Source organism: Bacillota bacterium (assembly GCA_040757085.1).
GTDB lineage: Bacteria > Bacillota > Sulfobacillia > JACIYH01 > JACIYH01 > JACIYH01.
The window spans coordinates 60,089-78,778 of sequence record JBFLXJ010000017.1 but is presented as its reverse complement, the minus strand read 5'-3'; the positions used below and the strand labels follow the sequence as shown (position 1 = coordinate 78,778).

At 67.4% G+C, this 18,690-nt stretch carries 20 protein-coding genes; all 20 read right to left on the bottom strand.

The window, feature by feature from the left end; genetic code table 11:
* Positions 1-53: 53 nt before the first annotated feature.
* On the bottom strand, positions 54-941 hold the full coding sequence (locus tag AB1446_05555) for a histidinol-phosphatase HisJ family protein (GenBank protein ID MEW6546369.1): 888 nt from the start codon (positions 939-941) through the stop codon (positions 54-56).
* Positions 938-1,567: a ribonuclease HII gene (locus AB1446_05550; GenBank protein ID MEW6546368.1), complete on the bottom strand. Its 630-nt coding sequence runs from the start codon at positions 1,565-1,567 to the stop codon at positions 938-940. The genes AB1446_05555 and AB1446_05550 overlap by 4 nt, the downstream gene beginning before the upstream one ends.
* The gene (gene ylqF / locus AB1446_05545; GenBank protein MEW6546367.1) at positions 1,557-2,414 is read right to left on the bottom strand and encodes a ribosome biogenesis GTPase YlqF; all 858 of its coding nucleotides are present in this window, start codon (positions 2,412-2,414) and stop codon (positions 1,557-1,559) included. The genes AB1446_05550 and ylqF overlap by 11 nt, the downstream gene beginning before the upstream one ends.
* A 126-nt stretch (positions 2,415-2,540) precedes the next feature.
* Complete coding sequence (locus AB1446_05540; protein ID MEW6546366.1) at positions 2,541-5,192, bottom strand: kelch repeat-containing protein; 2,652 nt, start codon at positions 5,190-5,192, stop codon at positions 2,541-2,543.
* Positions 5,179-6,204 (bottom strand): ATPase, T2SS/T4P/T4SS family, encoded by a 1,026-nt coding sequence (locus AB1446_05535; GenBank protein MEW6546365.1) that lies wholly within the window; start codon positions 6,202-6,204, stop codon positions 5,179-5,181. Before AB1446_05535 ends, AB1446_05540 begins: the two co-directional genes overlap by 14 nt.
* Before the next feature lie 31 nt (positions 6,205-6,235).
* Positions 6,236-7,219, bottom strand: coding sequence for a type II secretion system F family protein (locus tag AB1446_05530; protein MEW6546364.1), 984 nt, complete (start codon positions 7,217-7,219; stop codon positions 6,236-6,238).
* Entirely contained in the window at positions 7,216-7,758 is a 543-nt protein-coding gene (locus AB1446_05525; GenBank protein MEW6546363.1) for a prepilin-type N-terminal cleavage/methylation domain-containing protein, read from the bottom strand. Before AB1446_05525 ends, AB1446_05530 begins: the two co-directional genes overlap by 4 nt.
* A gap of 50 nt (positions 7,759-7,808) precedes the next feature.
* Positions 7,809-8,141, bottom strand: coding sequence for a YraN family protein (locus AB1446_05520; GenBank protein ID MEW6546362.1), 333 nt, complete (start codon positions 8,139-8,141; stop codon positions 7,809-7,811).
* 315 nt (positions 8,142-8,456) lie between these two features.
* On the bottom strand, positions 8,457-8,936 hold the full coding sequence (locus AB1446_05515; protein ID MEW6546361.1) for a 23S rRNA (pseudouridine(1915)-N(3))-methyltransferase RlmH: 480 nt from the start codon (positions 8,934-8,936) through the stop codon (positions 8,457-8,459).
* A 42-nt stretch (positions 8,937-8,978) separates the two neighbouring features.
* Positions 8,979-9,515 carry a signal peptidase I gene (gene lepB, locus AB1446_05510; GenBank protein ID MEW6546360.1) on the bottom strand — a complete coding sequence of 179 codons (537 nt, stop codon included), beginning with the start codon at positions 9,513-9,515 and terminating at the stop codon, positions 8,979-8,981.
* A 12-nt stretch (positions 9,516-9,527) separates the two neighbouring features.
* On the bottom strand, positions 9,528-9,887 hold the full coding sequence (gene rplS / locus AB1446_05505; GenBank protein MEW6546359.1) for a 50S ribosomal protein L19: 360 nt from the start codon (positions 9,885-9,887) through the stop codon (positions 9,528-9,530).
* A gap of 30 nt (positions 9,888-9,917) precedes the next feature.
* Complete coding sequence (gene trmD / locus AB1446_05500; GenBank protein ID MEW6546358.1) at positions 9,918-10,736, bottom strand: tRNA (guanosine(37)-N1)-methyltransferase TrmD; 819 nt, start codon at positions 10,734-10,736, stop codon at positions 9,918-9,920.
* 7 nt (positions 10,737-10,743) lie between these two features.
* Positions 10,744-11,319 (bottom strand): ribosome maturation factor RimM, encoded by a 576-nt coding sequence (gene rimM, locus AB1446_05495; protein MEW6546357.1) that lies wholly within the window; start codon positions 11,317-11,319, stop codon positions 10,744-10,746.
* Positions 11,316-11,825, bottom strand: a complete 510-nt coding sequence (locus AB1446_05490) for a YlqD family protein (protein ID MEW6546356.1) — start codon at positions 11,823-11,825, stop codon at positions 11,316-11,318. Before AB1446_05490 ends, rimM begins: the two co-directional genes overlap by 4 nt.
* A complete protein-coding gene (locus AB1446_05485; protein MEW6546355.1) occupies positions 11,822-12,052 on the bottom strand; it encodes a KH domain-containing protein in 231 nt (76 codons plus the stop codon). Before AB1446_05485 ends, AB1446_05490 begins: the two co-directional genes overlap by 4 nt.
* 5 nt (positions 12,053-12,057) lie before the next feature.
* Complete coding sequence (rpsP, locus tag AB1446_05480; GenBank protein MEW6546354.1) at positions 12,058-12,339, bottom strand: 30S ribosomal protein S16; 282 nt, start codon at positions 12,337-12,339, stop codon at positions 12,058-12,060.
* Positions 12,330-13,658, bottom strand: coding sequence for a signal recognition particle protein (gene ffh, locus AB1446_05475; protein ID MEW6546353.1), 1,329 nt, complete (start codon positions 13,656-13,658; stop codon positions 12,330-12,332). Before ffh ends, rpsP begins: the two co-directional genes overlap by 10 nt.
* 162 nt (positions 13,659-13,820) lie before the next feature.
* On the bottom strand, positions 13,821-14,732 hold the full coding sequence (gene ftsY / locus AB1446_05470) for a signal recognition particle-docking protein FtsY (GenBank protein ID MEW6546352.1): 912 nt from the start codon (positions 14,730-14,732) through the stop codon (positions 13,821-13,823).
* A gap of 36 nt (positions 14,733-14,768) precedes the next feature.
* On the bottom strand, positions 14,769-18,344 hold the full coding sequence (gene smc / locus AB1446_05465; protein MEW6546351.1) for a chromosome segregation protein SMC: 3,576 nt from the start codon (positions 18,342-18,344) through the stop codon (positions 14,769-14,771).
* Between the two features lie 42 nt (positions 18,345-18,386).
* Positions 18,387-18,647 carry a stage V sporulation protein S gene (locus tag AB1446_05460; GenBank protein MEW6546350.1) on the bottom strand — a complete coding sequence of 87 codons (261 nt, stop codon included), beginning with the start codon at positions 18,645-18,647 and terminating at the stop codon, positions 18,387-18,389.
* Positions 18,648-18,690: the final 43 nt, after the last annotated feature.

Sequence of the window (18,690 nt, the reverse complement as noted above, 5' to 3'; positions counted from 1 at the left end):
CCCCCGCCCGGCCCGACGGCCACCCGCTCAACGCCGGCTCCCCGAACGGCTCCTCAGGGCGAATCTCCGCCAGGAGGAGCCCCCGGCTGCTCCCGCGGACGGGGAAGAGGCAGGGCCACCGGTCGCCTGCCCTCATAGAAGTACACCTGGCGAAACCCCAGGTTCCACAACTGGCCCGCCACCTCGGGGAAACCCCATGCCAGTTGAGACACCCGGTGGGCGTCGGATCCCATGGTGATGAGGGTGCCTCCCCGACTGCGGTAGGCAGCCACGGTATCCGGTCCGGGATGCGGATGTCCGACCCCGTGCCTGAGACCGGAAGTGTTCACTTCTATGGCCAGGGGTGCCTGCACCACCAGGCTGAGGACTTCCCCCATCCGGTGCGAGATCTCCTCTGCCACATGCCGCCAGTGCTCGACTCCCAGGCGCAGGAAAACGTCCGGGTGCCCCAGCACGTCGAAGAGGCCGCTTTCCACCGCAGCGCGCAGCCCGGTGAAATACGCATCCAGGAGGGCTCGGGGGTCCAGCTCACCGCTCCAGACCCTGGCCGCCTGCCTCGGATCGGAACAGTCGACCCCCTGCACCTGATGCAACGACCCGATCACCATATCGAATTCCCGCCCCCGCAAGAAGCTGCGGATTTCCCCCTCCAGGGAGGGCAGGTATGTCACCTCCACACCCAGGCCCAGCCTCAGCTCGGGATGTTTCACTCTGGCCTCTTCCACACGCGCCCGGGCCTGATCATAGTCGTACCGGCGGTAGCCTTTTCCTTCCGGGTCCAGCTCCACGTGGTCGGTGAAGATGATCCCATGCAGTCCCGCCCCTACCGCCTGCCGGCAGTAATCCTCCACGGGATCGCTGCCGTCCCAAGAACAGGAGCTGTGCACGTGGCAGTCCACGCCCCACTTCAGGGTGGCATCCCCCGCTCTCTTCTCTTTCAAGGACAGCACTCCCCTTCTTCTCTCCCGACCGGGTACCGGGAGGAGAGAAAACTCAGCCGATGACACGGCGAGGGCCCCAGCCGGGCCAGGGCCTCCCAATGCACCCTGGTGGCGTATCCCTTGTGCCTGGCGAACCCGTAGCCCGGATAACGGGCGTCCATCTCCAGCATGATGGCATCCCGGTGTACCTTGGCCAGCACAGAAGCCGCCGCCACCGAGCAGCACAGGCAATCACCCCGTACGACCCCCCACTGGGGCAGGCCGACGCCCGGCAGTACACCCCCGTCCACCAGCAGGTAGGACGGACGGAGAGAAAGACCGGCCAGGGCCTGCTGCATGGCCCGGTACGTGGCAGCCAGGATCCCTTCCCTGTCTATGTACTCCACCTCTACCACACCCAGTGCCCAGGCTACCGCCCGGGCCTTCACCAGGGCCGCCAGCTCTTCCCGGCGGGCGGGGGTGAGCTTTTTGCTGTCGTCCAGGCCCGGGATGATCAGGCCGGGAGGGAGGATCACCGCCGCCGCCACCACCGGCCCCGCCAGCGGACCTCGCCCCGCCTCATCCATGCCGGCCACCAGACCCCTTCCGCCGGATAATGCCATCTCGAAGCTGTAGTCAGGGGCCACCGTCTTCCCTCCTCTTCCCGGCTGGAACCCGCTCCAGGGTGATACGTCCCAGCTTGCCCTGCTGAAAATCCATTACCAGGGCCCGGGCCGCTCGCTCCAGGTCGAGGGCACCCGCTGCCAGCACGAATCCCCGCCGCCGGGCTACACCGGCCAGGACGTCGTCCACCGGCCCCCATTCTACCCCATACCGCTCGCACAAGGCGATGCGGGACCGGTCATCCAGATCATCCAGGAGACGCGAGACCACTTCCGGGTACGGCACCCGGTCCCAGGGCAACACCCCCAGGGCAACCAGCCGGGCCGACACCCAGGGCTCGGGGCGGGGCGGGACCAGGCCGGGCATGTCCAGTGCCTCTATGCCTCCGCCCGGTCCCTCCGCCACCCGCACCCACTGCTCCCCCCGCGTGACTCCGGGCAGGGCCCCGGTGCGGGCCACCCGCTGCCCGGTGAGCCGGTTGAGCAGGGACGATTTGCCCACGTTGGATACCCCCACCACCACCAGGCGCAAGGGCCGCTGCCAGGAACGTCGGGGCACCCGTTCACGCCGGGAGTACAACCATTCCCGCACCTGTTCCACTCCCTCGCCGCTCCTGGCGTCGACAGCCACCGCCTCCTCACCCCGGTCCCCCAGGTAGGCGATCCACTCCCCGGTTAGTTCGGGGTCGGCCAGGTCCGGGCGGGTGAACACCACCAGGCGCGGGCGTCCACCCACCAGCTGGTTTACCCGGGGATTGCGGGAGGAGAGGGGCGCGCGGGCGTCCGCCACCTCCAGCACCACGTCGACAAGCCGCAGCTTCTCCTTAAGGAACCGCACCGCCCTGGCCATGTGGCCCGGGTACCAGCTCATCTACATCGAACCCCCGCAAGCAGTATGGAGCAGGCTGCCCCCTCGCCCGATCATATGGCAGGGATGCCGTCCCTGGCAACTGCAGCGCAGACCGCACAGACCCAGGCTGGCCGGGCAGGGGTGGCCCTACCGGTGTAGCAGGCAGATCCTCTCCAGGCGAGGGAAGGAATCCAGGACGAAGGCAGCTTCCACTTCCAGGTATCTGGCGGGAGGCAGGGAAGCAGGATCATGAACTCCCTCCGTCCAGATGAGGCCATCCGGCGAGGACCGGAAGTTCAACTCCACCTTTCCGCTCCCTCTCACCTCGGCCAACCGCCATGAACCGACCTGTCCCCCGTCAACCCGCCACACCATACGGGGTCGGGGGACAACTTCTAATACAACACCGCCATCTTCTACCAGGTACATATTCCCATCCAGCACCACGGCCACTCCGCAAGCCGGAGCGGGAAGAACACATGGCATCGCCCTCACCGTACCCTCCCCGTCCACCTCCAGAACGCGGGCGGAGGTTCCTCCCGGGGCCATGCCGCCCAGTACGTAGAGACGGTCTCCCCAGGTAACGGCCGCGGCCCTTTCCAGGGGTACGGGAAGGCGGGCCACCTGCCGCAGGGAACCCTCCACCGGGTCGAACAGCAGGATTTCGTCGAGCAGCCCACTCTCCGCGCGGCCGCCCACCAGCCAGATTCCCTGCGGGCCGCTGGCCGCCGCCACCTGCTGTCGCCCGGACGGCAACCTGATGGACAATTCCTCCAGTGAGTATGATACCGGATCAAACTCCAAGATGCGGTCGGTGGGTCCCCCGTCCGCCAGACCGCCGAACACATACACTCTCCCCCGAAAGCTGGTGGCCGCCATCCCTTCTGCCCCCCGGGGAAGTGATTGAGCCCGCGCGACCGTCCCCGTATCGAGGTCAATCACCGTTACCTGGTTCAGCCTCTCACCCACGTAGCCGAGCATGGTTCGTCCACCGAACACGAAGATGCGATTGCCCACCCGCACGCAGGGGGCATTCATGACCGGCCTGGGGAGGCGGAAGCCAAGGATCTGCACCTTACCATCTGCCAGCGTCACGCGCCGCACCTGGTCGGTGCCCACCACCGCCGCTGTCCCGCCCACGACGTATATGTCTCCGGCCCTGCCCGCTACCGCCCCGAGGCTGTACAGCTGGGCGTCCAGGGTAACGACCGGGCGCGGGCGCCCTTCCTGCCACCGGAACCGGACTACCTGAGCCATCTGGACCGTGGGCCCACTGGCCCCTCCGCAGAAGTACACGTCCCCGCCCCAACTGGCTGCCGCCGCCCCCCACCGCCCCGGGCCGAAGGAAAGGGCCGGGGATAGCCTCGTCACCCCCCGATCCGGCAGGTAAGACCATACCGTGTTCAGCGGGGTGGGGTTTCTGACGTCTCCGAAAGCCCCGCCCAGGAGGTAAACCACGCCCTCGAGGGCAGCAGCCGCCAGGCGGGCTGACGCCACCGGCAGGCGGTGTCCCGTGTCCTCTACGGCACCGGTCCGGGGCGAAAAGGCCAGGATGCGGTCGGACCACCCACCTACAGTCTCGCCACCGAACAGGTAAATGCGATCACCCACCGCAGTTGCCGCAGCCCCGACCAGGGCCATGGGCAGGGAAGCCGGAAGTTGCTCCAGGGTTTCTGTTTCCGGGTCGAGCACGAATACGGCCGCCGATCGTACGCCTCCCAGGAAGCCCCCGAACACGTACACTTTCTCTTCGTGCCCACAGGCGGCAGCTCCCACCAGGGGAGCGGGAAAGGTGCAGCTCAGTTGACGCAGGGACCCTGCCCCGCCCTCGTAAACCCAGATTCCCCTTCCGGCTGCTTCGGTTGTACCGCCCAGGAGGTATGCCTTCCCGCCCACGCTGGCGACCGTGGCCAGCCCTGCGTCATATGGCAACCGCGTGGGTAATAGCTGCCATTCCTCGTCTGGGGAAGGCTGGTACAGGATACGGTCGGCGTTTCCCTGCCCACCCAGCAGGTACAGTCCCCCTCCCAGCACGGCTGCACCGGCGCCTGCGACGGCCACGGGCAGGGACTCGTGGGGGGACAGGGTGGGACCCCGGGTGGGAACCAGGGCACCTCCCCGCTCCTCCACACCTGTGCTGAGGACGGGGGCTACCTGCCCGGGAGCCAGTACCACCTGGCTGACGCCAGCTCCGCCGGAGCCGGGTTGCTCACCTGTGCCCTCGCCGGAGCCGGGCCGCCCATCCGTACCTTCATCCTTGCCGGGCTGGTCACCCGAACCTCCGCTTCCGCCCCCGGTGGGGCCACCTCCCTCGGGGACGGGAGCTATCCCTACCCGAAAGAGGGGAATCCCTCCCGGGTGTTCGGGCAAGAACACGGGGGTCTCTGCCAACCAGGGAGGCGGAGCGGTGGTGGCAAACACCCGGCCCAGATAGTTGACCCCGTAGTACAGGCGGGCACGATCCCTCGCCAGGCCGGCCTCTACTGCGTCGCTGGACGGAAGCGAACGCAAGCGGGCCGCAAAGGGCCTGCCGTCGCCTCCCTCAGCCTGCAGATCGAGAGGGGAGGCGAGGGGTCCACCCGGGACGGGTTGCTCGCCTTCCACCGGATAAGAACCCCAGAGGGCATAGAATACGTCGCACGCCCCCTGCAGCCCCTTCATGGAGACAGACCAGGCCTGGTTGCGGGCCCTCGGAAACACTCCCTGAACGGCCACACCCACCACGGAGGCCAGCAGGGCCAGGATGGTGACCACCGCCATGACCTCGACCAGGGAGCTCCCCCTGCTATTCCTCCTCATAACCGGCATCCCCTCCCTCCCGGAAAGGCGGCCGTCCCACCAACGCCTTCCGAATGCCCGGGGAGGTGGGTACCAGACGAGCCAGGGCGCGGCGGCCCTGCCAGCCCCTGCCGTCACAGTTCGGGCAGTCCCCGCCCGTCCCCCGGCATCGGGAACACGCCTTCCTCACCAGCCTCTGTTCCAAGATTCCGCAAAGAGCACTGGCCAGCTGGCGCCGACTTGCACCCATCTCCACCAGACGCTCGAGGGCTGCCTCCGCACCCCCGGCATGGAGGGTGCAGAGCACGAGGTGACCTCCCAGCGCGGTCCTCACCACAGCCCGAGTACTCTCCTCGTCCCGCACTTCTCCTACCGCGAGCACCTGGGGGTCGTGGCGGAGGGCCGCCTTCATGGCGGTGAGAAATCCGAACCCCGCCCGCGCACGTACCTGGACCTGCGTAACCCCGGGAAGGAAATGTTCCACGGGATCCTCTACGGAAACCGCCGACTTCCCAGCGGCCACAAGTTCCGTCAGGCAGGTATACAGGGTGGTGGTCTTTCCGGAACTGGCGGGGCCGGTGATGGCCAGCAAGCCCGTTCCCTCGAGGAGAAAGCGCAAGCCAGCCACCACCTCCGCCTCTAACCCCAATCCCTCCAGCCCCCGGGAAGGAAGGTCAGCCTGGAAGCGCAGGGTGACCCTTTCCCCCTGCACGGACGACAGCAGGGCCAGGCGCCAGTTGCGCCCGGGGTACGATAGAACGCCGTCCTGCGGACGCAAGCCATCCAGCAGGTCCAGACCCGCCAGTAACTTGAGGCGCCCCAGCAGCGGGGGCCACGCCCGCTCGGCAATCACCCACCCATCCCGCAGTTCCCCATCCACCCGGTAGCGTACCCGTACTCCGCCCGCGATGGGTTGCAGGTGGACGTCAGAGGCACCGAACTCCACGGCGCGATCCAGGATGCACTCGAGCCCATGCTCCGCTCCCCCATCCGGCTCCTGCCCCCGAAGTCGCACCGGGTCACGTCTCCACATACCTACTCACCTCCCCAGGCATCTCGCCCCGCTAGCGCAGGCGGGAAATGGCGAGGTAGAGCGGCTGCGCCACCGCCAGCGCCACCATGGCCACCACGCCGGCAGCCAGCAGGGTCAGACCCGGCTCGAGCCACGCGAGGCTCAACTTCTCGTATTCCCGTTGAAGGCGCCGGCAGTAGGCGGCCAACTCGCGGCACACCGGCCCCGCTTCCCCGGTCGCCTCCGCCGCCACGACCTGGGTCGCCAGGTGTGGCGGCAGCACCCCCGTCCGCACCAGGGCCTGAGCAGGGGAAAGCCCTCGTTCAACACCATCCACGGCAAGGGCCAGCCGCCGCCGTAAGTAGCCGTTGCTGCAACCTCGTGCCAGCACCCGGGCTTCCTCCCCAATCAGGCCCACCTGGCCCAGTGACTCCAGTAGCCGGGCTCGCTCCCGCCAGAGTAGAGCCTGGCCGATCCCCGGTAGGGCCAGGGAAAGCCCATCACCCGGCCACCCCAGTTTGCCGGTTACGGCCAGGCCCAGGGTCACTGTGGTGGCGCCCAATACCCCCAGGCACATGTGCCACCTGCGCGCCACCCACAGGAGGGCCCGGGTGGCGGGGGGAAACCCCGCCACCGGACCCACCGCCTGCAACGAGGTCAGCAGCGCGGGCAGGAAGAACAGTCCCGTAACCACTGCCACCACACCACCCAGGACCAGGACGAACAGGGGATACACCAGGCTCACCCGGAGATCACCCCTGCGGGTCAGGCGCCCCAGGCTTTCCCCAGCCATTTCCTTCAGGACGGCCGCCCCTTCCCCCGCACGCACCGCCTGCTCCAGCCGGGTCGCCTCCCACCGGGAGAGCACCCCGCACGCCTGCAGGGCCTCAGCCACCGTATCGCCCTGCAGCAACCGCCCCCACAACCTGCCTGTCGTCTGCCCCTCTGCGCGCTTCAGCACCTGGCCCAGGGGCAGGCCCGCTCGCGCTGCCGCCTCGAGTTGCTGGCACCAGGACCACACCTGTGTATCCCTCATCGGGACATGATCTCCCCCAGGATTTGCCCGTCCAGGGCCTCCAGAGTGTGGACCACAGTGCTCTGATCGGTCCAGGTACCGTCCGTCGGGGGGACCTGAGTGCAGAAAACAAGGCCGCTCCTCACCAGTCCCCAGTAAACCTGCCCGCCTCGGGTGGGGTTGAGGCCGAGCGCCACCCCGTCGCTTGTGGGCATGAACTGTACATAGTGCCCCAGGAAACGGCGCTCGGGATCACCCGGATAAGCAGCGTCGGGCCGGATCTGGACCGCCACCTCCCGGGTTGGCTGCGACGCTGGCGCCTCTCCGGAGTAGGTCGGGTAAATGTTGGTATCGGAACGGAAGCGATCCACGGCCCCCTGCAAACTGGAGAGGTTGGCCGCCAGGGCACTGCGCTTGGCCCGGGCCACCGCGTCGGGCACGGTCTGTACGACCACCGAGGCGAGCAACCCCAGGATCACCACCACCGCCATCACTTCCACCAGGGTAAACCCCGGGGACGAACCCAGCCAAAAACGACGACATGTCTCCCTAACGGTCACGATCCCCACCTCCTTGACCGCAAGACAAAGCGTCTGGCTATGAACAGAGATCAAAACGCGTCCCGGATGAGCCTTACTTCCGGCTCCTCACTGTCTGTGATGGTGACCACGTCGAACCGACACGCGAAGTGCCACCAGCCCCGGTTTCCCAGGAAATCAGCCGCCGTCCTGGCCAGCCGTTCCCGCTTGCTCCTGCCCACCGTCTCGGCGGGGTGGGCCAGGCTCCCGGCACCCCGCCGCCTCACTTCCACAAATGCCAGTACCGGCCCATCCCGCGCGATGATGTCGATTTCCCCCCACCGCGTGCGGTAGTTGCGCGCCACAATACGGTACCCGAGCTCCTCCAGGTACCTGGCTGCCACTTCCTCTCCCGGATCTGCCAAATCCTCACCTCCTCCACCGGATCAGCCCCACCCCCACCTTCTCCCGGCAACGAGACCAAACCCCAACCACATCAGTACCGTATCCTGGGCCGGATGACACCTCCCTTCCATCGTTACCCTCTTATACCACAGTCTGACAGCACCTGTCAATACCTGGCACCCAGCGACAAGCAGGGGCACGTCCGCCACCCTGCGCCGGGGGAAGCTCCCCACACCAACGTCGAACAAGCCCCTGGCAGCAGGCGGCAGGCCTACGCACCGTGTGAGAATCCCGCCAGGCGGGTGGCACAGGGCCGCACCTGTAGATGGCTAGTACTAGTAGTGGTACGGCTCGCGGCGGTTGATCTTAAACGCACGGTATAGCTGCTCCAGCAGGAGCAAGCAGGCAATCTCGTGGGGGAAGGTAAGACGGGAAAGGGATAGGCGGAAATCGGCCCTGTCCAGTACCGCCCGGGAAAGGCCGCGGGGACCGCCGATGACGAATACCACCCGGCCCACGCCGCTGGCCGCCAGTTTGTCCAGCCAGGCGGCCAGTTGGGCGGAACTGAGCATCTCTCCTCCCTCGTCCAGGGCCACGACATGAGTCCCCCGGCCCAGGCGGCGCAAGATTTCCTCTCCCTCCCTTGCCTTGGCCGCCTCGACTTCCGCACTGCCCGCTCCGGGGAAAATGTGCGCCTCCGGCACCTCGGTTATGACCAGGGGCGCATACCGCCGCAGGCGCCGGACGTAATCGGCCACACCCTCTTTGAGGTAGCGCTCACGGAGAATGCCTACGGTGATGATCTCAATGTTCAAGGCATCGCCCGGTCCTTCCCTGGGTGGCCCCCTTGGGGGGAGTCAGGGGATGCTGGAGGAGCGGCCGGCCAGCACGTGGATGCGGGCCGGGGGCCAGAAGATGATCCAGGCCCGCCCCTTAATGAGGTGTAGGGGGACGGGCCCGAAGAAGCGAGAATCGCGGCTGTTGGCCCGGTTGTCACCCAGGACAAAGCAGTATCCCGGAGGGATCACCTCGGGCCCGTAGGTGGAGATGCCATCCCTCAATACGTAGGGCTCCGGGACGGGCTGGTCGTTCACGTACAGCCTACCGAGCCGCATCTCCACCTTGTCCCCGGGGAGAGCCACCACGCGCTTTATGTAGTCCTCCCGGAGATTGCGGGGGTTGCGGAAGACCACCACGTCACCCCGGCGGGGAGGGTGAAAGCGATAGGAGATCTTGTCGACGAGCAGGCGTTCTCCGGTGAAAAGGGTAGGCTCCATCGAGGGCCCGTCCACGCGAAACGGCTCCACCACGAAGACCCGGATGACCAGCGCAAGCAGTCCGGCCAGGAGGACTGTCTGGACCGCGTCGCGCCACCACCCCCGCTGCCGACTCACTCCCGCGGCCCCCTAGCCTTGCCCCGGCCGCTCCTTCATTTCCTTCACCCGCGCCGCCCGGCCGCTCAAGCCACGTAGGTAGAAGAGCTTGGCCCGCCTCACCCGGCCCCGGCGCACCACCTCGATTTTCTCCAGGCGCGGGGAGTGCAAGAGAAAAGTGCGTTCCACACCCACGCCGTAGGATATCCGCCGAACGGTAAAGGTCTCCCCCAGGCCTCCGCCCTGACGCTGGATGACAATCCCTTCGAAGACCTGAGACCTCTCCCGGCCCCCCTCGACCACACGCACGTGCACGCGGACCGTGTCACCGGGCCGGAAATCGGGCAAATCACGGCGCATTTGCTGCTGTTCCACCAACCTGATGAGATCCAATCTCGGGCGCTCCTTTCCGACAACGTGGTATTATAGCACAGGCTCCCGGCGTCCTGCCACTTCGTGGCGCATAGTGCTCAGCATCTCCACGTCCTTTTCGGTGAGCCTCGCCCGCGCCAGCAGGTCGGGCCGGCGGAGCAAGGTGCGGCGCAGGGACTGCTGCCGCTGCCAGGCACGGATGGCGGCATGGTCGCCGGAAAGCAACACGGGCGGGACCTCCAGGCCCCGGAAAGAGCGGGGCCGGGTGTACTGAGGCCCTTCCAGCAGGCCCAGGGCGAAGGAATCGGTGCGGGGCGACTGGGGGTCTCCCACCACCCCCGGCACCAACCGGCACACCGCGTCCGCCACTACCAGGGCCGGTATTTCTCCCCCCGTGAGCACGTAGTCACCGATCGATACCTCGTCGGTCACGAAGAAGCGGACCCGCTCGTCCACTCCCTCGTAGTGGCCGCATACCAGCACCAGGTGGCGGCACCCGGCCAGTTCCTCGGCCATCTCCTGGCAGAAAGTGCGTCCCTGGGGGGTAAGCAGCACCACCCGCACGCCCTCGCGGGCCAGGGCAGGCCGGTAGGGCCCGTGCCCGGCTTCCACCACGTGGGCGGGGGCGGGTTCCAGGGTTCGGCCCAGCACGGCCTCCAGGGCCGCCACGATGGGTTCCGGCTTCATGACCATGCCCGGGCCACCGCCGAAGGGCACATCGTCGGTGATGCGGTGCTTGTCGCGGGCAAAGTCCCTGATATCCACCAGCTCCACCTGGAGGATGCCCCGCTCACAAGCCTTCCCCAGAATGCTGGTGCCCAGGGGGCCGGGGAACATCTCCGGAAATAGGGATAAGAACGTAACCCGCATCGCCATTTCACTCCAGGAGGCCGGGGATGTCGTTTATCACCAGACGGCGGCCGGGCAGGTCAACCTCGGCCACCAGTGCGCGCACGGCCGGCACCAGGAACCGGCGGGGACCGGCCCCACCGGCGCGACGTCGTGTCACCCGACCCTCACCCCCCCGGTCCGCAGGGCCGGCGAGGACGTGAGGTGCCTCGACCACCAGCAAATCGTGGGCCGGGTTGGGCTCCACGTCCACCACCGTTCCCACCTCGCGGCCGTCGGGCGTGAACACCCGCAGCCCCTTGAGCTGGAACCAGTAATACTCTCCCTCCGGGAGCGGAAATACCTCTTCGCGATCGACCTCCAGGGACTGGCCGCGGAGGACCTCAGCCTGGTCGCGAGTTTCGGATCCTTCCAGGGCCAGGATGACCTCATCTCCGGCCAACCTTGCCCTCCGCACCCGGCGCCTGGCGCCCCCCACGTAGACTTCCTCCAGGCCCAGGAAGCGCTCCGGGTGGGCAGTTAGGGGCCTCACCCGCACCTCCCCCCGGACCCCGTGGGGGCGGGTTACTTCCCCTATGGTGACCCGTTCCGGTTCCGTGCTCATTCCCTGCGGTGTTCCCCCTCATGCGAGTCCGACGAGGGGCGGGAAGCTGGCATCGCGGCGAGGGACGGAGGATGCGCTTCGCGCCCGGTGCGGATTTCCACCACCACTCCGTCTTCCAGGACCACCTCCAGGGCGGTCACCTGATCCCAGCGGTCGCCCACCACCACGCAGGCCAGCCCCTCCACCTGGCCCTGCACCACCTCAGTTCCCGGCTCCAGCCGGGCCAGATGCCGAAGCTGCTCCAGTATTTGGGACTTGCGCTCCTGTCGTCGGCGCATTTCGTTTTGGGCGTGCTCCCGCCAGGCTGCCTGCTCTCCTGCCCCCTGCAGGCGACGCAACTGACCCTCCAGTTGCGCCAGCTCCTGCTCGGTGCGCCGCAGGGCCTCCTGCAACTCTCCGGCCACCCGTAACTTCCACCGGTCGGTGACCCTCACCTTGACGGTCACCGGGCATTTCACGGTGAGGGACACCACCTCTGCCCCGCCGGCAGGCACGGTTCCCGTCACTGCAGGATCTCCACTACGGCCTTCTTGCCCTCCCGGGCCGCCGCCGCCTTGACCACCGTCCGCAGCGCCTGCACGATGCGCCCCTGCTTCCCGATCACCTTGCCCACGTCCTCCGGGGCCACCCGCACTTCCAGCACTACCGAGCGCTCGCCTTCCACTTCGGATACTTCAACTTCCTCGGGGTTATCCACCAGGGCCCTCACCAGCAGTTCCACCAGTTCCTTCACGGCCATCACCGTTCCTTCCGGCTCTTACGCTCCTCCTGCCAGGCCCGCCAGGTCCCGCTCTTCTCCAGGAGGGCACGGGCCGTATCCGAGGGCTGGGCTCCCTTGCGCAGCCAGTCCAGGACCCGTTCCTGCTTTACGGACACGGTGGCCGGCTCGGTGGTGGGATCGTAGTACCCTATTTCCTCGATGAACCGTCCATCCCGGGGAGACCGGGAATCAGCCACCACCAGCCTGTAAAAGGGACGATTCTTCGCCCCCATCCGCTTTAACCTGATCCTTACCGCCACAGACGACCTCCTCCTTTTTTGATGGTCTTCTCCATATCGGGAAGCTGCTTGAGCAGCCGACGAGCCTGCTCGTAGCCCTTGAGTACCCGGTTGACGTCCTGCACGGTGGTACCGCTCCCGGCGGCGATGCGCCGCTTGCGGCTCGCCCCGATGATGGCGGGGTTACGCCGTTCTTCCCTGGTCATGGAGCAGATGATGGCCTCCGTGCGCACCAGGTCCTTCTCGTCCACCTGCACCTGGGGAACGGACCGCCCCAGGCCCGGGATGAGACTCAGCAACTGGTCCAGGGGGCCCATTTTCCGGACCTGCTTCAACTGCTCCAGGTAATCATCCAGGGTGAACTCCTGGCTGCGGATTTTCCGCTCGAGCTCCCGTACCCTTTGTGCCTCCACCGCCGCTTCCGCTTTCTCCACCAGGCTGGCCAGGTCGCCCATACCGAGGATGCGGGAAGCCATGCGGTCGGGATGGAAGGATTCCAGGGCGTCCAGCTTCTCACCCGTGCCCACCAGCTTTACCGGACACCCGGTGACGGCCAGCACGGACAGGGCCGCTCCTCCCCGGGCGTCACCGTCCAGCTTGGTGAGGATGACCCCGGTGAGCCCCAGTTGCTCGTGGAAGGCGCGGGCCACGTTCACCGCTTCCTGGCCGGTCATGGCGTCCACCACCAGGAGGCATTCCCGCGGCCCCAAGGCCGCCTTCATATCCTGCAGTTCGGCCATCAGCTCGGTGTCCACCTGCAGCCGCCCGGCCGTGTCGACGAGCACCACGTCCCGCCCGGTCTGCCGGGCATGCTCCAGGCCCCGCCGGGCAATGACCAGGGGGGAAGCCCCGGGCAGGAAGAAGAAGGGTACCTGAGCCTGCTGGGCCACCACTTCCAGTTGCCGGGGAGCGGCGGGGCGGTACACATCGGTGGCCACCAGGAGGGGGAAACGCCCCTGTTTGCGCAAAGTGAGGGCAAGCTTGCCCGCCGTGGTAGTCTTACCCGACCCGTGCAGCCCCACCAGCATGATGGGGACGGGCGAATTGCCCCCCAGGTCTAAACGGGAGGCCTTTCCCCCCAGGATCCGGGTCATCTCCTCGTAGACGATCTTGAGCACCGTCTGGGCGGGAGTGAGAGAGGCCATCACCTCTTCTCCCACCGCGCGTTCCCGCACCCGGGCCACCAGGTCCCGTACCACCTTGAGGTTCACGTCCGCCTCGAGCAAGGCGACCCGCACCTCGCGCAGGGCCTCGTTGACGTCGGCCTCGGTCAGCTTCCCTTTCCCCCGCAGCCTGCGGAATACATCTCCCAGACGGGCAGTGAGGTTCTCGAACGCCACCGCCAGCCCCCCTGGCGTCACCCGCCCCCCGCACAGCGCAACACTCTATCCTGCGGGCAGCATGGTGAGACACCGCCAAATGCAAAGAGATGGTACCCCTGCCGAGGAACGCTGTCAAGACGCTGGTGCAGGAGGGATGGGTACAGGTACGTTTCCGGGCTGCTAGGACGGCAACAGCGCTTCCACGAAGTCGCGGGCAGAAAAATCCGCCAGGTCTTCAATGCCTTCTCCCAGGCCGGCCAGCTTGATGGGGATGTGGAGCTGGTCCGCGATCGCCACCACCACCCCGGCCCGGGCAGTGCCATCCAGCTTGGTGACCACGATGCCGGTAACCCCCACCGCATCCAGGAAAATGCGGGCCTGCTGGAGGGCGTTTTGCCCGGTGTGGGCGTCCAGGCACAGCAGCACCTCGTGGGGTGCCCCGGCCAGTTCCCGGCCCATCACGCGGTGGATCTTTTTGAGCTCCTCCATCAGATTGACCCGGGTGTGGAGCCTGCCCGCCGTATCCACGATCACCGCCTGGTAACCACGGGCGCGGGCGGCCTGCACGGCGTCGAACGCCACCGCGGCGGGGTCACTGCCTTCCCGGTGACGCACAAGTTCCGCACCCGCCCGGCTCGCCCATATGGCCAGCTGATCTATGCCGGCGGCGCGGAAGGTATCGGCGGCCGCCACCACCACTTTCTTCCCTTCCTGCCGCAGCCTGTAGGCCAGCTTGCCGATGGTGGTGGTCTTCCCGGTGCCGTTAACCCCCACCACCATGATCACATCCAGCGGCCCCGGCAGGACCAGGCGGCCCTCCGCCCCCGCGAGCAGCTTCAGGATTTCCTCGCGCAGGGCCTGGCGCGGGTCCCGGTTGCGCGCCGCCCGGGCCGCGCGCAACAACCTGCCCGTCATGTCCACGCCCACGTCGGCGCTGATGAGGGCGTCCTCCAGCTCCTGCCACGCCTCCTCATCGCGGGCGCCTCCAAACCACCTGGCCGCCTGGCTGACCAGGCTATCCCTGGTCCGGGCCAGGCTCCCCCGCCACTTGCTCCACCAGGAACCCGTAGCATCTCCCCCCATCCATTTCATCCATCCCGCGCGCCCCCCGTCACCGACCGGCCACAGCTAGGAGGCCCCGGTAAGACGGAGGGAAACCACCCGCGATACCCCGGACTCCTCCATGGTGGTACCGTACAGGACGTCCGCCACCTCCATGGTACCCTTCTGGTGAGTAACCACCAGGAACTGCCCCGCGGAAGAGAGTTCCCGCAGGAAGCGGGCGAACCGGTCTACATTTGCCTCATCCAGGTTGGCATCCACCTCGTCGAAGAGACAGAAACGGCTGGGACGGGTCTGCAACAGGGCAAACAGAAGCGCGATGGCGCACAGGGTACGCTCTCCCCCGGAAAGCAGAGAAAGGTGCTGCAGCTTCTTCCCCGGTGGTTGAGCCACCACCTCAATCCCCGCCTCCAGGGGATCGGAGCCGACCAGGACGAGGTCCGCCTTGCCGCCACCGAAAACCTGAGCGAAGGTGGCCGCAAATCGCTCCCGCACCTCGGCAAAGGTCCTGGTAAACTTCTCCCTCATCTCCCGCTCCAGTTCCCTGATCACCTGACCCAGCTTTGCCCGACCTTCCTCCAGGTCGCGGCGCTGGTCCGAGAGGAACTGGTGACGCTCCCGGAGCCGGACGTATTCCCCCGCCGCCGCCAGGTTGACGGGTTCCAGATCGCGCATACGAGCCTCCAGATCCCCCACCATCTCCTGCAGGGCGGTGGTGTCGAATTCCTTGAAGGGGTTCTCTGCCACACGCTGCTCGGCCTCCGCCGGCGAACACGAGAAGCGCTGGGCCAGGCGCTGGTCCAGTTCCTCTACGCGCAGCCCCAGGCGCACCTCTTCCAGGCGGGCGGCGTGGAGGGCTTCCTGCGCTTCCGCCAGCCTGCGTTCGACCTGGCGCCGGGCGCGCTCCAACGAAGCAAGGCGCCGCGCCACCCGCTCCGCCTCGATGGCGGACTTTTCCATCCGTTCCTTGCCTTCCTGGTGACGGGCGGAGCCGGATGCGAGCTCCTCCTGCCAGTACCTGCACTGCTCCCGTGCTTCCTCGAGTTCACGGCAGCGTGCCCCCAGAGCCTCCTCCACCGCCTCCCGCGCCCGGGTGAGGGCGCCCAGTTCCTCCCGGGCCCGGGCAGCCGCCTCTTCCAGACGGGCGCGCTGCTCCTCCTGCCCGGCCAGCCGCACCCGCAGGGCGACCTCTTGCTGCTCGAGGGAGTGCTGCCTCTCCCGGGCTTCCTCGAGCCTCTCCGTGAGGGACGAGATGGTGGCCTCCATATCCCCCCGGGCAGACTCCAGTTCCCTCAACCGTTCTTCCCAGGCCAGGATCTCCTGCTTCAGTTCCGCCAGCCTGGTCTCCTGTACGCTTCGCTCCAGTTCCAGCCCCGCCAGGTCTCCCACCAGCCTCTGGCGCTCGGCCTTCTTGGCCTGTACCTCCTTGCCCAGACCCGCCAGGTATACCTCCAACCCCCGCAGTTCTTCCTGGGCCTCCGCCAGCCGCTGCCCCCACACCTGCTCTTCCCGGGCCGCCTCTTCCCCCGCCCGGCGACAGGCCTCCATCAGGTCCGCGAGTTCCCTCGTTTTCTCTTCCAGCAGGGACATCTCGCGGGTGCGCCCCAATACCCCGCTCCGGGAACCCTTCCTCCATCCCCCGGCCAGGCTACCCCCCGGGAACACCACGTCACCTTCCAGGGTTACCACCCGGACCCGGAATCCCACCGCCCGGGCGTAAGACAGGGCAGCGGGCAGGTCGCGGGCCAACACGGTGCGGCCCAGCAGGTACTCCACGGCGGGCCGGTGCTCGGGCAGGAAAGTGATCAGGTCCGAGGCCACCCCCAGGATGCCGTCGCGCCGGAGGGCTGCCCGCTCCGCAGGGCTCAAGGGGGTGGGACGCAGGGAATCCAGGGGCAGGAAGGTAGCCCATCCCGCCTGCGTGCGCTTGAGGAAGGCGATGGCCTGGCGGGCATCCTCCACCGTCTTCACCACCATATCCTGCACGGCGGCCCCCAGGGCCACCTCCACAGCCGTCTCGTACTGGCTGGGGACGTCCAGGATGGCAGAGACCGGGCCTACCAAGCCGGGGAACGCAGAAGGTTCCCGCCGCTTTGCCTCCAGCAAAGCCCGCGGCCCCCGGGCGAACCCGGCGAAAGACTCTTCCAGTTCGCGCAGGGCCCCCAGCCGCGACGACACCTGGTGATAAGCGGCCTCGGCCTGGCGGAACGCGGTCTCCTGCTCCGTCCGCCGGGCGCGGGCCTTCTCCCTCTCCGCCCGCGCCCGTTCCCCCTCCGCCTTCAGCTCCACCTGCCGGGAGCGGGCCCGCTTCTCGTGCTCCGAGAGCACCAGCAAGTCCTCATCGACCCGACGCAGGGCCTCCTCCATCTCCTGCCGCCTCTGCCCCGCGCGCTGCAGGGATTCGTCCAGTTGGCGGGCCTCGGACTCCAGGGCCACCTGGCGATTGCGCGCAGAGGCTCCCCTCCCCAGCAGGTCGATGAGTTCGCCCTTCCTGGCCTCCAGATCGGCGGCCAGACGCCGAACGGCCTCCTGCTGCCCGCGCAGTTCCGCCCTCAGGGCCCCCAGTTCCCGGGCCGCCTCTCCCCACGTCGCCTGCCAGGAATCCAGAGCCCGCCCGGACTCCTCCACCCGTTCGTGGGCCGCACCCAGGCGGGCCACCACGCTTTCCTTCTCTTCCCGCAGACGGGCGATGTCGGCTTCCAGGGAACGCACCCGCTCCTCCCACCGGGCCAGCTCGCGGCCCGCCTCAGACACGAGGCCGGAAAGGGACATGAGCTCGTCCTGGAGCTTTTGCCGTTCCTGCTGGCGGGCTTTCTCCTCCTGCCGGACCGCTTGATAGCTCTCCTCCAGGCGGGCCGACTTCTCCTGCTCCACCCGGCAGGTGGACTGCAGCTTGGCCACCGCTTGCGAGGCCAGTGCCAATTGCCGGGCCACCTCCACCCTTTCCCGCCACGTGAGCACAAGAAGGGCAGCGTCCCTCTGCTGGCGGTACCCCTCCCACTCCCGGGCCCGGCGGGCCTCCTCCTCCAGCGGCTGCATCTGGAGTTCCAGTTCGGCCAGCACGTCGCCCAGGCGCTCCATGTCCCGGTTGCTGGCCTCCAGCCGGGCCAGGGCCTCCCGGCGCCGCTGGCGGGCCCTCACGATACCGGCGGCCTCTTCCAGGAGCAGGCGCCGCTCTTCGGGGCGGGCGGAGAGGATTTCTTCCACCCGGCCCTGACCCACCAGGGAGTACCCATCCCGGGCAATCCCGGTGTCGTAGAACAGTTCCTGCACGTCCCGGAGCCGGCAAGGGGTGCGGTTAATGAAATACTCCCCCGACCCGTCCCGGTATACCCGGCGGGTAATGGTGACCTCACTGAAATCGAGGGGGAGAGCGCCGTCGCTGTTGTCGAAAGTTAGGGACACTTCCGCCATGGAAAGGGGACGGCGCGACTCGGAGCCCCCGAAAATCATATCCTCCATGCGCAACCCCCGCAGCTGCCGGGGGTTGGCCTCACCGAGGGCCCAACGCACGGCATCGGCCAGGTTGGACTTGCCTGTACCATTGGGCCCCACTATGGCGGTAACTCCAGGACCTATTTCCAGGGAGATGCGGTCCGCGAAGGACTTAAAACCCAGGACCTCGATACGCCGTAATAACATGGTTTCTCCGTGGGCAAGACCCCCGGAACCCGGGGGCCTGCTTCACCGTTGCTCGACTATGAATCTGATGGCCGTCCGCACCTCGCCGTCAATGGCCACCTCCGAAAAGGCAGGGATAACCACTGCGTCGATACCGTTGGGAGCCACGTAGCCCCGGGCTATGGCGATGGCCTTGACCGCCTGGTTCACGGCACCGGCTCCCACCGCCTGAATCTGAGCCGAGCCTTTTTCACGCAGGAGGGCTGCCAGGGCCCCCGCCACCGCCTTGGGTCGGGATTGGGCGGACACTTTCAGGACTTCCACCTACGTACCCCCTTTGTCAATTTCCTGTTTCTGCAAGGTGGCA